Origin of the sequence: Ruegeria sp. HKCCD7296, from assembly GCF_013110775.1 — a bacterium.
Taxonomy (GTDB): Bacteria; Pseudomonadota; Alphaproteobacteria; order Rhodobacterales; family Rhodobacteraceae; genus Ruegeria.
The window spans coordinates 17,346-30,143 of the sequence record NZ_WVRF01000022.1; the positions used below are offsets into that span (position 1 = coordinate 17,346).

A 12,798-nucleotide genomic window follows, 5' to 3' on the forward strand; every position below is an offset into this window, starting at 1 on the left:
GAGCTTTGGCCCTTTTTCCTGCCTCGGATTTGATGTTTATAGGCCGAAACAGGCAAGGACCAGTGCAATGACGATGTGGGTATTCGGATATGGATCGCTGCTGTGGAATCCGGGCTTTCCGGTGGCGCGCAGCGAACGCGCAACGTTGCACGGGTTTGCCCGATCCTTCTGCATGAGCTCGATCCACCACCGCGGGACCGAGGAAAAACCGGGTCTGGTGCTGGCGCTGGACGAGCAGGCAAACGCAAATTGCACGGGTTTGGCCCTGGCGGTTGAGGCTGGCCACGAAGAGCGTACCCTGCACGAATTGCGCGAACGCGAACTGATTTCGTCGGCCTATGTCGAGCGGATGCTGGATGTGCATCTGGAAACCGGAGACATCGTCAATGCCGTCACCTATGTGATCGATGCAGACCACGTCCAGTATTGCGGTGGGATGCCATTAGAGGATCAGGCCCAGATCATCGCCAACGCGATTGGTGGGCGCGGTCCCAACGACGAATACCTGTACAATACCGCCGAACATTTGGCCGAGATCGGTCTGCGCGACTCCGATCTTGAGTGGTTGGCGCAACGGGTGCGCAGCATCACCGCATAAACTCTTGGCGTAACCCGCGGAATTTCGCTAGATTCATCGCAGAGCAGGCAAAGACCGGGAACCACGCGCATGGCGCAGGCACATCAGGGCGCGAGACCCCATTTCTCGCATCCAACACGACAAATCCTGTTGATGTTGATGGCAATCGGCCTGTCCGGGCTGGGTGTGTTTCTTGCGCTGCCCTACGTGCTGCCGGTATTCTTCGCCAATCCGTATCTGAATGGCTTTATCCTGCTGGTATTCCTGATCGGCGTTTTTGCGTGTTTCTATCAGGTGACACAGCTGATTGGGTCTGTGCGCTGGATCGAAGCCTTTGTGGGGGGTGTTGTTCGAGAAGACGCCCGTACACCGCAGCTGTTGGCCCCTTTGGCATCACTATTGCGCGAGCGCGGTGCCCGGTCTCAGATCAGTTCTACCTCGACCAGATCCATTCTGGATTCCGTGGCGGAGCGGGTCGAGGAAGAGCGAGAAATTACCCGCTATATCACCAACGTCCTGATCTATTTGGGTCTTTTGGGCACATTCTTTGGTTTGGCGACAACCGTTCCGGCCATCGTTGACACCATCCGAAGCCTGAACCCGCAGGAGGGCGAAGAAGGTCTGGCCGTCTTCAACCGGCTGATGACCGGGCTTGAGGCACAGTTGCAGGGTATGGGTGTTGCGTTTGGTTCGTCCTTGCTGGGCTTGGCCGGGTCTCTGATCGTCGGTCTGCTCGAAGTGTTTGCCGGACACGGGCAGAACAGGTTTTATCGTGAACTCGAAGAATGGCTGTCTTCGATTACGCGCGTTGGCTTTGCAGGCGGTGAGGAAGGCGGAGCCGAGATCGCTGTGCTCGCGCCGGTCTTAGATGCCATGTCCGAACAGATGGACGCCCTGCAGGATTTGTTCTCAGCCCAGGAAAGTGATCGGGCAGAGGTTTCGGCTAAGCTAGGTCAACTGGTCGATGTGATCGGTGAGATGAACAATCGTCAGGCCAATAGCGAAAGTGTCACCTCGGCTTTGGAGCGTGTTGCGCTTGGGCAGGATGCGCTGCTGGATCACATGCGTGAACACGGCGCAGGTGAGGGTATCGACGCGGAAAGCCGAATGCGGCTTCGTTCAATGGACGTTCAGTTGCTGCGTATTCTCGAAGAGATTTCGGCGGGTCGACAGGAAAGCATGAACGAATTCCGTAAGGATATCGAACTTCTGGTCAAGGCACTGACTCTGCCGCGCGGCGCAGTACGCACCACGCCGGAAGGAGAGTAACCCATGGCGCTGTCCCGCCGCACCGGTCAACGGTTCCAGGGCTCGGTCTGGCCCGGGTTCGTGGATGCGATGACGGGTCTGTTGATGGTGCTGACTTTTGTCCTGACCATCTTCATGGTGATCCAGTTCGTATTGCGCGAAACCATCTCGGGGCAAGAAGATGAACTGACCTCGTTGGCGGATGAAGTTGCGGCGCTTGCAGGTGCTTTGGGTCTCGAGGAGCGTGAGAACAGCCGCTTGCAGGCGCGACTTGGGGCGTTGAACACGACCTTATCGCAGGCCGAAGACGATCTGGCCCAGGCACAATCTCTGATCGCCTCGCTGACCACCGAGCGTGACCGACAGGCCGCGGCTTTGGATCAGGCGCAGACGAGGATCACAAATTTCGAAGCACAGGTTGCCGCCCTATTGGCCGAACAGGAACAGGCACTGGGCGATATCGTGGCGCTGGAGACGCAGCGCGAGCAATTGCTGACCGAGCAAGAGGCCCTGAACCTCGCTCTGGCCCAAAGCCGTGAAGAAATTGATGCGCAAACCGAAGCCGCCCGACTGGCAGCCGCCCGCCGTGAGGCGCTGGAAGCACTGGTTGCCGATCTGGAGCAAAGTGGTGAGGAACGTGCAGCGCAAATCACGTCCCTTGAACAGCAACTGAGCGATGAAGAAGCCGCCCGCCTGGCCGAAGCCGCCGCCGCTGAGGCGTTGCGCAATCGCCTGCAAGATGCCGATGCGGAACTAACCGCCATGACGTTGGCATTGGAAGCGCAACGCCAAGAGGCCGAAGACACGTTGACCCTGCTGGCCGCCGCACAAGCCGCGCAGGCCGAACTGGAAAGCCGGTTCGGTGACGTGAATCCTGATGAGTTAAGGGCCCAGCTTGAAGCCGCTTTGCAGGCACAGACGCAAGCACAGGCAGATGCCGATGAACAACGAACGCTGGCTGAACAGCGTCAGGCGTTGCTGGCTTTGGCGGAATCGACGCTTTCGGATGAGAAAGAAATCTCGGCCGAGGCGCAGCGCGAAGCGGTATTGCTGAACCAACAAATCGCCGCCCTGCGCGGGCAGTTGGGGTCGTTACAGGCATTGCTCGACGATTTTGAAGAGCGGAATGAGGCCGCAGAGATTCAGATTCAAACTTTGGGGCAGGATCTGAACGCGGCGCTGGCCCGTGCCGCATCTGAAGAACGCCGCCGCCGCCTGTTGGAAGAAGCCGAACGCCTGCGCCTTGAGGCCGAGGCCGAGGCGTTGGCCGGTCAGAACGAGGAATTGGCGGCGCAAGCGGAAGACCTGCAACGTTATCGCTCGGAGTTCTTTGGCCGCTTGCGGGATGTTCTTGGCGATCAGGAAGGTGTGCGGATCGAAGGTGACCGGTTTGTGTTCTCGTCCGAAGTTCTGTTCCCGACAGGGTCGGCCGTGCTGTCCGCTGAAGGGCGGCAGGAGGTAGCCAAGGTCGCCAACATCCTGCGTAGCGTTGCCGCTGAGATTCCGACCGGTCTAAACTGGGTGATCCGCGTTGACGGTCACACCGACAACGTCCCGCTGGCCGGAAGTGGCCGATACCGCGACAACTGGGAACTCAGCCAGGGCCGTGCGTTGTCGGTTGTGCGTTACATGGTTGATGCGCTGGGCATCCCGCCGAACCGTCTGGCCGCCAACGGGTTTGGTGAGTTCCAGCCGGTCAATCCGGCTGACACGCCCGAAGCCCGTGCGCAGAACCGCCGGATCGAATTAAAACTGACCGAGCGTTGATCTTTTCGGTCACTGTCTGTGACGGGCCTTTATGAACGGATTTTAATCGTCAGCCAGATGAAATTCAGCCGATGCAACCTATGTCATAACCATAGGTTGATTGGAGCGGTTTGTGAGAGACAAGGCAACGGATGTACACATTGCAATTGATCACGCTTTGCGAGCGCCCTATCAGCGCGTGACCCTTTGCCAAACCCCGAAGGGGCGCAGGTTTTGGCTAAAGCGGGTCGAACGTTTCGCACCCCATCTCTGGCTGGTGAAGGGAAAGCCTGAAAACGCGTTTGATCGAGACCGGTCATCTCATCGGTTTTTGTGGAACTTCGGCGCGCCTGTCCCCAGAATTGTGGCTGAGAGCAAAGAGTACATCGCCGTCGAAGACGCCGGGGCCAGCCTGACCAGGCTTTGCGCAGATATGTCCGTCACCATGGCAGAAAAACTCAGGGCGTGCCGGGCCGCTGGCCAAGCGCTTGCGCGGCTTCACGCGATGGGTTTCGCCCATGGACGCCCGGCATTTCGGGATATGTGCTGGGATGGGCGGCAGATGCGATTCATCGATTTTGAGTATTTTGTGCCCACGAAGGCCGGACGATTGCGCAAGGCCCGCGATTTGGGCATTACGGTCCTGTCCGCCCTGGCCCAAGGCCGCACCGCGCCACGTTATGCCTTTTGCATCCTTGCCGCTTACTATGAGGCTTGGGGCAGGAAGCCAAAATCTTTGCCAGTGCTATTCCCGGTGCCGGTGCGAAGCGGTCAATCCCGCCTTCGCTAGAGACAGAAAACGGAACCTTTTCCGCGCAAGCACCTGACAGGTGCAATGTGCCTAACCTCTACCAAACTTAAAGCTTTGATCCGGTGTGCCCATGAAGCACCGAGGCACAAAGGGGTAATCCTGGGTCAGGAAATAGGCGTAGGTCCCGTTTGGATACTCGGCTGAAACTGTGACGGTTCCGTTGCATTGGTCCAAATGTCCTTGGCCCTCAACATATTCGTAATCTTCGTTGAAAGTGCCGTCATATCGCCCGTTCGGTTCGCGGCCACCCGGTCTGTTTCCGGACTTCAGGCGAAAGGACGATTTCATTTCAGTCACTTTCCCATCGATTGCACCGGTCATCGCATAGATCGGAAAACCATCAGCGGCGTATCCGACCTATGGTGAATGCTCTGAAGCTGACCATTCCAAAAGCTCGATCAGCCCGGTTGGTACGTCGTGATAGTGATACTTTCCGTTCGGCTGCACATGGGCATAATTGGCATCCAGTCCCAGGAAAATGGAGCCACCCAAAGCACTGTAGGACCATCCGGAGTTTGGGTCGCCATGCCAGAACTCGGCCGCCAGCGGGTCAAACGCGATCCCGTTAAGAGATACGCCAAAGTTCCACCCCGTGCGCAAAGGCGTGACCGTGCCCTTGGTCATGGGGGGGCTGTAAGCCTGAGCCTGACCTTCTGCGTTTCGATCTGATGCGGGTTGCCGCTGTTCGGAAACTGTCCGACCAGATGATCGGGAATTCCGTTACCCGTCACTTTGATCTTGCTACCTGTCTCCCTCACCGATGCGCTGTTTTCCCCGGGGTCCACAGTGGCCGGCACTAATCTGAGAGGCTCAGCGCTCGTTTCATCGTGGTAGCGAAACCTGTGCTGAGCCGTCGCAATGGCCGCGATTACCGAAACGGCAAAGGCAGTGGCCCACACAACTGAAGTCTTGCTCATGTATCCACCTCTGATTTTGATCGTAGAGGATTACACGCTGCAAAACCCCGGTTCCGTCGAAGTTGCTTTGAAACACCAGAAAAAACCCGGCGATTTATGTCGCCGGGTTTCGAAATTAAGATCAGTTTTCAGGTCAATCCGCCGTCAACAACGGAGGTTTGTCACCCGGAATGCGTCGCTGATCCGGGCCCAGAATCTCAAGATCCAGTTCGCCCTTTTTGACCGAGACACGAACCACACCACCCTTAGCCAGCTTACCGAACAGCAGTTCTTCGGCCAGAGGCTTCTTGATGTGTTCCTGAATGACGCGGCCAAGCGGACGCGCACCCATCTTATCGTCATAGCCCTTGTCAGCCAGCCATTCAGCGGCTTTGGGCGTCAGATCGATGGTCACGCCGCGATCCAACAGCTGTGCTTCAAGCTGTAGGACGAACTTCTCGACCACTTGCAAGATGACCTCTTTCGGAAGCGGCGCGAAAGAGATCACTGCATCCAGACGGTTACGGAATTCCGGTGTAAACGTACGCTCGATCGCGGCGGTATCTTCGCCCTCGCGACGGTCGCGTCCGAAACCGATGGCCGCTTTGGCCTGTTCCTGTGCGCCCGCGTTCGAGGTCATGATCAGAACCACGTTCCGGAAGTTCACCGTGCGTCCATTGTGATCCGTCAGCTCACCGTGGTCCATAACCTGCAACAGGATGTTGAACACATCAGGGTGGGCTTTCTCGATCTCATCAAGCAGCAGCACACAATGTGGATGCTGGTCGACACCGTCAGTCAGCAGACCGCCCTGATCAAACCCAACATAACCCGGAGGTGCACCGATCAGGCGGCTGACTGCGTGTTTCTCCATGTATTCCGACATGTCGAAGCGCAGCAGTTCTACGCCCAGCGTGTCCGCCAGTTGTTTCGCAACTTCGGTTTTACCCACACCTGTTGGACCCGCGAACAGGTAGTTGCCGATGGGCTTTTCAGGCTCACGCAGACCCGCACGGGCCAGCTTGATTGCACTGGACAGCGCCACAATGGCATCATCCTGACCAAAGACTACACGTTTGAGCGAGGTTTCGAGGTCCTTCAGAACCTCGGCATCGTCCTTGGTGACATTCTTGGGTGGGATGCGGGCGATCTTGGCAACAACTGCCTCAATCTCTTTAACCCCGATGGTTTTGCGGCGTTTGCTTTCGGCTACCAGATGCTGCGCCGCGCCCGCCTCATCTATCACGTCGATGGCTTTGTCGGGCAGCTTGCGATCGTTGATATAACGTGCCGAAAGCTCGACGGCGGTTTTGATCGCGTCGGCGGTATACTTGATCTCGTGATGCTCTTCGAAATAGGGTTTCAGGCCGCGCAAAATCTTGACGCTGTCCTCGACCGAAGGTTCATTCACGTCGATCTTCTGGAACCGGCGGCTCAGTGCGCGGTCTTTTTCGAAATGCTGACGAAACTCCTTGTAAGTGGTCGAACCCATGGTGCGCAGTTTGCCGCCCTGAAGCGCGGGCTTCAGCAGGTTCGAGGCATCCATCGCCCCGCCCGAAGTAGCTCCGGCACCGATCACGGTATGAATCTCGTCAATAAACAGTACGGCGTCGGGATGATCCTCCAACTCGGTGACAACCGCTTTCAAGCGCTCTTCGAAGTCACCGCGATAGCGGGTTCCGGCCAGCAGCGCGCCCATGTCCAGCGAATAGATAGTGGTATTGGCTAGCACATCAGGCGCTTCTCCGGCCACGATTTTGTGGGCCAGACCTTCTGCGATGGCGGTTTTGCCAACGCCCGGATCACCCACCAGCAGCGGGTTGTTCTTGCGGCGGCGGCACAGCACCTGGATGCAGCGTTCCACCTCATCCGAGCGCCCGATGAGCGGATCGACGTCTCCAGCACGCGACTTCGCGTTCAGATCGACGCAGTATTTCCCCAGCGCGCTTTCTTTTTGTTCGGTTTCGCCGGATGTGGTCTGTGCGTCTTCTTCCACCTGATCCGCACCCGAAACCGAGCGGCTTTCGCCAAAAGCGGGATCCTTGGCCACGCCATGGGCGATGAAATTGACCGCGTCGTAACGGGTCATGTCCTGTTCTTGCAGGAAATAGGCGGCATTGCTTTCGCGTTCTGCGAAAATGGCAACCAGTACGTTGGCGCCGGTCACTTCGGTCCGGCCCGAGCTTTGTACATGAATCGCGGCGCGCTGAATTACGCGCTGGAACGCAGCCGTTGGAACAGCTTCTGACCCGTCGATATCCGTGACCAGATTCGAAAGATCCTCGTCAATGAATTCCACCAAGGTGCTGCGCAGCTCATCCAGATCGACGCTACACGCTTTCATGACGCGCACCGCATCGGGTTCTTCCAGAAGCGCCAGCAGCAGATGCTCTAGCGTTGCAAATTCATGACGCCGTTCATTCGCAGCCGCCAAGGCCGCGTGGATGGCTTGTTCCAGTGTGCTCGAGAATGAAGGCACGCGGGTGCTCCTCTGTCTTGGGTCAGAAGGGGGCGGGCTTGCGGCCGGAACCCCAATCCAACCATGTCCTCATACTATTAGAGTTTGGTTGATCGGCGTCCGGCTTCAAGGGTTTTCTTTCACTTGACAGTCACATTTGTTGTGACCGTGACCGTGAAGAGGGTCAAATAGGCATCAGAACCGGTCTTTTCTACCCCGGATTTCCGCAAAAACGGCCTCGGGACGCGCGCCTGTCATGCCTAAATGGGCTTGAATCGCCGGGTCAGCAGCCCTCAGAAACGGATTTGTTGCCTTTTCCAGCGCCAGAATCGACGGGACAGTGGCTTCTCCGGCGGCACGCGCCCGTTCAATATCCGCGATGCGCGCCTTCAGGTCAGGGTTGTCCGGATCAACGGTAATGGCAAATTTAGCGTTGGATTGTGTATATTCATGTCCAGAGCAGACCAAAGTGTCATCGGGCAGGGCGGCCAGTTTACTTAAAGATGCCCACATCTGGTCCGGTGTGCCCTCGAAAAGACGACCACAGCCCAGCGCCATGAGACTGTCGGCGGTAAATACCGCAGCACTTTGAGGCATGTAGTATGCGACATGCCCCACAGTGTGGCCGGATACATCCAGAACCTGAACTTGTTCCCCTCCGATTTCAAAGCTGTCGCCCTCGACCACCTGTAGATCCAGCGACGGCAAGCGATGGGCATCCGCCGCGGCTCCGACAACCTGTGCAGGGTGTTTTTCCAGAATGCCTGATAGCCCGTCGACGTGATCCCAGTGGTGATGGGTCAAAAGCACATGTGAAAGCGTCCATCCTTTATCATCCAGCGCCTGCAGAATCGGTGCAGCTTCGGGGGCGTCGATCAGCGCGGTCTGGCCGCTCGTGGCGTCGTGGGCCAGAAAGGCGTAATTGTCGCTCAGGCATGGGATTGTAACGATCTCAAGAGGCATGGCTTTTTGCCCTTTCATTGCTAGACTGCGCCCAGCTAAGCCGATTGACCGGATGTCCGCAATGCATCTTGATGTGCAGGATCTGAGGAACTTTTACTATCGAAGCACGTTGGGGCGTGCGGCGCAGGCGGCCATTCGCGGGCGTTTGATAGAGCTTTGGCCCGAGGCCAAGGGGCAGACAGTGGCCGGATTCGGCTTTGCTGTGCCGTTGTTGCGCCCGTACCTGGCAGATGCGCGCCGCGTCATCGGGCTGATGCCTGGCCCGCAGGGCGTCATGCCCTGGCCTGCGGGAATGCCCAATGTGTCTGTTCTGACCGAAGAAACGCTTTGGCCGATTGAAACCGGTCACGTGGACAAGCTTGTTGTGATGCATGGGCTGGAAACGTCAGAGAGGCCAAACCAGCTGTTGGATGAATGCTGGCGCGTTCTGGGGCCCGGCGGGCGGGCTGTATTTATTGTTCCCAACAGAGGCGGTCTGTGGTCACGGACGGACAAAACGCCATTTGGCTTTGGGCGACCCTATTCCGCCACACAGTTGGAAAACCAGCTCAAGGCGCATCACTTTCTGCCCGAAACGCATTGTTCGGCTCTGTATCGACCGCCCTCGTTTCGCCGTTTCTGGCTGAAATCCGGCGGCCTGATTGAAAAAACCGGGCAACGTATTCCGACCGTCATGGCTGGGGGTGTGCTGATGGTTGAGGTCAGCAAACACATTCGCCCGCCCAGCGGCAGCGTGACTAAAGATGCGGTTAAAAAACCGATCAAGGCGCTGGACGGTTTGTTGAAACCTGCGTGACAATCGCTGGCCTTCCGAAGCGATAAAATTGCGCGAAAAAAGTCACAGGAATCGCAAAAACCTGCATATTCGTAACATTTTTCAACTGAGCTGATGGGTTCAAACCGTCGCACTTGAGCTAAGTGCATGAAAATCAACACTTTGTGGATAATTCTGTTACCGCTATAGCGTATTGCTTGGTTGGAACACCTCTGCTACATCCCCGGTGATTTTGATCCCCGGCCTTCTGGACGGGGTTTCTTCACGCCCCCGGGGTAGCTGCCGCAACGCGAATTCGGGGCCCAAAATATCGGAAGGGTGGACGTGTCCGAACCAGCTTCGATTTCCACAGGCATCGCCGAGCGCTATGCCACCGCGATCTTCGAGATCGCAAAAGACAACAAAGACCTCGCAGGTCTGGAAACCGGCATCAATGATCTGGCAGCAGCACTGGGCGACAGTGCCGAGTTGCACGACCTGATTGCCTCGCCGCTGGTTTCCCGCGCCGAACAGGAAGGTGCGATCACCGCGATTGCAGATAAGATGGGCCTGAACGCGATTCTGCGCAACACGTTGGGTCTGATGGCGCAGAAGCGCCGTTTGTTCGTCGTACCGCAGCTGGTGCAGGTTCTGCGCGACATGCTGGCAGACGAGCGTGGCGAAGTGACCGCAGATGTTGCCTCGGCCAAAGCGCTGACCAAGACGCAAATGGAAAAACTGTCCAAGACGCTGTCCGAGCGCGTGGGCAAGACCGTGACTATCAATGCGACCGTGGATGAAAGCCTCATCGGCGGTCTAGTCGTTAAAGTGGGCTCGAAGATGATCGACAGTTCGATCCGTTCGAAGCTGAACTCCCTACAGAATGCAATGAAAGAGGTCGGATAAATGGGAATCCAAGCTGCAGAGATTTCTGCAATCCTGAAGGACCAGATCAAGAATTTTGGTCAGGAAGCCGAAGTGGCCGAGATCGGCCGCGTGCTGAGCGTCGGTGACGGGATTGCCCGTGTATACGGCCTGGACAATGTGCAAGCCGGTGAGATGGTCGAATTTCCCGGTGGCATCATGGGTATGGCCCTGAACCTGGAAAGCGACAACGTTGGTGTCGTTATCTTCGGTTCCGACCGTGACATCAAAGAAGGTGACACTGTTAAGCGCACCAACTCGATCGTGGACGTTCCGATTGGTGACGAGCTGCTGGGCCGTGTCGTTGACGGTCTGGGCAACCCGCTGGACGGCAAAGGCCCGATCAATGCTTCCAAGCGTGGTGTTGCCGACGTCAAAGCGCCCGGCATCATCCCGCGTAAATCGGTGCACGAGCCGATGGCAACCGGCCTGAAATCGGTTGACGCGATGATCCCGATTGGCCGTGGCCAGCGGGAACTGATCATTGGTGACCGTCAGACCGGTAAAACCGCTGTGGCTCTGGACACCATCCTGAACCAGAAGGTTTACAACGACGCAGCAGGCGACGACGAGTCGAAGAAACTGTACTGTGTTTACGTCGCGGTTGGTCAAAAGCGTTCGACCGTTGCGCAGCTGGTGAAGAAACTGGAAGAGTCCGGCGCGATTGAATACTCGATCGTTGTGGCCGCGACCGCGTCCGACCCGGCACCGATGCAGTTCCTTGCACCTTACGCCGCGACCGCGATGGCTGAATACTTCCGTGACAACGGCCGCCACGCTCTGATCATCTATGATGACCTGTCGAAGCAGGCTGTGTCCTATCGTCAGATGTCCCTGTTGCTGCGTCGTCCGCCCGGACGTGAAGCTTACCCGGGTGACGTTTTCTACCTCCACTCGCGCCTGCTGGAACGTTCGGCGAAGCTGAACGAAGACTTTGGTGCAGGTTCGCTGACCGCTCTGCCGGTTATCGAAACTCAGGGTGGTGACGTTTCGGCGTTTATTCCGACCAACGTGATCTCGATCACTGACGGTCAGATCTTCCTGGAAACCGAACTGTTCTATCAGGGCATTCGTCCCGCTGTGAACACCGGTCTGTCGGTTTCGCGCGTGGGCTCGTCGGCCCAGACCAACGCGATGAAATCGGTTGCTGGCCCGGTTAAGCTGGAACTGGCTCAGTACCGTGAAATGGCGGCCTTTGCCCAGTTTGGTTCGGACCTCGACGCCGCAACTCAGCAGCTGCTGAACCGTGGTGCGCGTCTGACCGAGCTGATGAAACAGCCGCAGTACTCGCCGCTGACCAACGCGGAAATCGTCTGCGTCATCTTCGCAGGTACCAACGGTTACCTCGACAAGATCGAAGTCACAGATGTTGGCCGCTATGAAGCCGGTCTTCTGGCACATCTGCGTGGCAAACATGCGGACCTGCTGAAGTGGCTCACCGACGAAGATCCGAAGATCAAGGGTGACGCGTCCGACAAGATCAAGGCAGCGATCGACGAATACGCCGCAACCTTCGCTTGATAGGAGGTTCCGATGCCTAGTCTGAAGGACCTTAAAAACAGGATCGAGTCGGTCAAATCGACCCGCAAGATCACCAAGGCCATGCAGATGGTCGCGGCTGCAAAACTGCGCCGCGCCCAGGAATCTGCCGAAGCCTCGCGTCCCTATGCTGAACGGTTCAATGCCGTGATGGCGGGGCTGGCGGCGTCGGTCGGGGGCAGCGACAGCGCCCCCAAGCTGCTCCGTGGTACGGGCAGTGATGATGTCCATCTGCTGGTTGTGATGACAGCTGAACGCGGCCTGTGTGGCGGCTTCAACGCGAACATCGCCAAGCTTGCCCGCGCCAAAGCGGAAGAGCTGCGCGGCAAAGGCAAGACGGTCAAAGTTCTGACCGTCGGCAAAAAAGGCCGCGACGCGCTTAAGCGTGATTTGGGCGATCTGTTCGTCGGACATGTGGACCTGAGCGAGGTCAAGCGTCTGGGGTATTCCAACGCGCAGGACATCGCAAAGGACATCCTGTCTCGTTTCGACGGGGGTGAGTTCGACGTTGCCACGATCTTCTATTCGAAGTTCGTCAACGTTGTGACCCAGATCCCGACGGCACAGCAGGTCATCCCCGCCTCGTTCGAGGACGAAGCGGCAGGTGACGACAGCGGTGCCATCTTCGATTACGAGCCCAGCGAAGAGGCCATTTTGGCCGATCTGCTGCCCAAGGGGGTTGCGACCGCGATCTTCTCGGCTCTGCTCGAAAACGGAGCGTCTGAACAGGGTGCACGGATGTCCGCGATGGACAACGCGACACGTAACGCGGGTGAAATGATCGACAAGCTGACGATCCAGTTCAACCGCTCGCGTCAGGCCGTGATCACCAACGAGCTGATTGAAATTATTTCCGGCGCCGAAGCGCTGTAAGAAAACCGG

General features: G+C 57.5%; 11 protein-coding genes and 1 pseudogene. 8 read left to right on the forward strand and 4 right to left on the reverse strand.

Translation table 11 applies throughout. The annotated features are described in order from the left end of the window. Positions 1 to 67 precede the first annotated feature (67 nt). From GS632_RS20385 to GS632_RS20400, 4 genes are all read left to right on the forward strand, one after another. Positions 68 to 598 (forward strand): gamma-glutamylcyclotransferase, encoded by a 531-nt coding sequence (locus GS632_RS20385; RefSeq protein ID WP_171235976.1) that lies wholly within the window; start codon positions 68 to 70, stop codon positions 596 to 598. Positions 599 to 667: 69 nt separating this feature from the next. Continuing rightward, positions 668 to 1,846 (forward strand): biopolymer transporter ExbB, encoded by a 1,179-nt coding sequence (locus GS632_RS20390; RefSeq protein WP_171181335.1) that lies wholly within the window; start codon positions 668 to 670, stop codon positions 1,844 to 1,846. Positions 1,847 to 1,849: 3 nt separating this feature from the next. After that, positions 1,850 to 3,592, forward strand: a complete 1,743-nt coding sequence (locus tag GS632_RS20395; RefSeq protein WP_171238356.1) for a peptidoglycan -binding protein — start codon at positions 1,850 to 1,852, stop codon at positions 3,590 to 3,592. 112 nt (positions 3,593 to 3,704) lie between these two features. Further along, entirely contained in the window at positions 3,705 to 4,361 is a 657-nt protein-coding gene (locus GS632_RS20400; protein WP_171238355.1) for a hypothetical protein, read from the forward strand. A 51-nt stretch (positions 4,362 to 4,412) separates the two neighbouring features. On the opposite strand, the pseudogene GS632_RS22235 reads toward GS632_RS20400, so the two are convergent. The 4 genes and pseudogenes from GS632_RS22235 to gloB form a co-directional block, all read right to left on the reverse strand. Next, positions 4,413 to 5,006, reverse strand: a pseudogene (locus GS632_RS22235) (YHYH protein). Continuing rightward, positions 5,003 to 5,299: a hypothetical protein gene (locus GS632_RS20415; RefSeq protein ID WP_171181344.1), complete on the reverse strand. Its 297-nt coding sequence runs from the start codon at positions 5,297 to 5,299 to the stop codon at positions 5,003 to 5,005. Before GS632_RS20415 ends, GS632_RS22235 begins: the two are co-directional and overlap by 4 nt. Positions 5,300 to 5,432: 133 nt before the next feature. Continuing rightward, entirely contained in the window at positions 5,433 to 7,757 is a 2,325-nt protein-coding gene (clpA, locus tag GS632_RS20420; protein ID WP_171181346.1) for an ATP-dependent Clp protease ATP-binding subunit ClpA, read from the reverse strand. A gap of 174 nt (positions 7,758 to 7,931) precedes the next feature. Continuing rightward, on the reverse strand, positions 7,932 to 8,699 hold the full coding sequence (gloB, locus tag GS632_RS20425; protein ID WP_171181348.1) for a hydroxyacylglutathione hydrolase: 768 nt from the start codon (positions 8,697 to 8,699) through the stop codon (positions 7,932 to 7,934). Positions 8,700 to 8,760: 61 nt separating this feature from the next. On the opposite strand from gloB, the gene GS632_RS20430 reads away from it, so the two are divergent. The 4 genes from GS632_RS20430 (at position 8,761) to GS632_RS20445 (ending at position 12,789) form a co-directional block, all read left to right on the forward strand. Further along, on the forward strand, positions 8,761 to 9,495 hold the full coding sequence (locus tag GS632_RS20430; RefSeq protein WP_171181412.1) for a class I SAM-dependent methyltransferase: 735 nt from the start codon (positions 8,761 to 8,763) through the stop codon (positions 9,493 to 9,495). Positions 9,496 to 9,798: 303 nt separating this feature from the next. Then, positions 9,799 to 10,359: a F0F1 ATP synthase subunit delta gene (locus GS632_RS20435; RefSeq protein WP_171722389.1), complete on the forward strand. Its 561-nt coding sequence runs from the start codon at positions 9,799 to 9,801 to the stop codon at positions 10,357 to 10,359. Further along, complete coding sequence (atpA, locus tag GS632_RS20440) at positions 10,360 to 11,898, forward strand: F0F1 ATP synthase subunit alpha (protein WP_171181352.1); 1,539 nt, start codon at positions 10,360 to 10,362, stop codon at positions 11,896 to 11,898. A gap of 12 nt (positions 11,899 to 11,910) precedes the next feature. Further along, complete coding sequence (locus tag GS632_RS20445; RefSeq protein ID WP_171181354.1) at positions 11,911 to 12,789, forward strand: F0F1 ATP synthase subunit gamma; 879 nt, start codon at positions 11,911 to 11,913, stop codon at positions 12,787 to 12,789. Positions 12,790 to 12,798 lie beyond the last annotated feature (9 nt).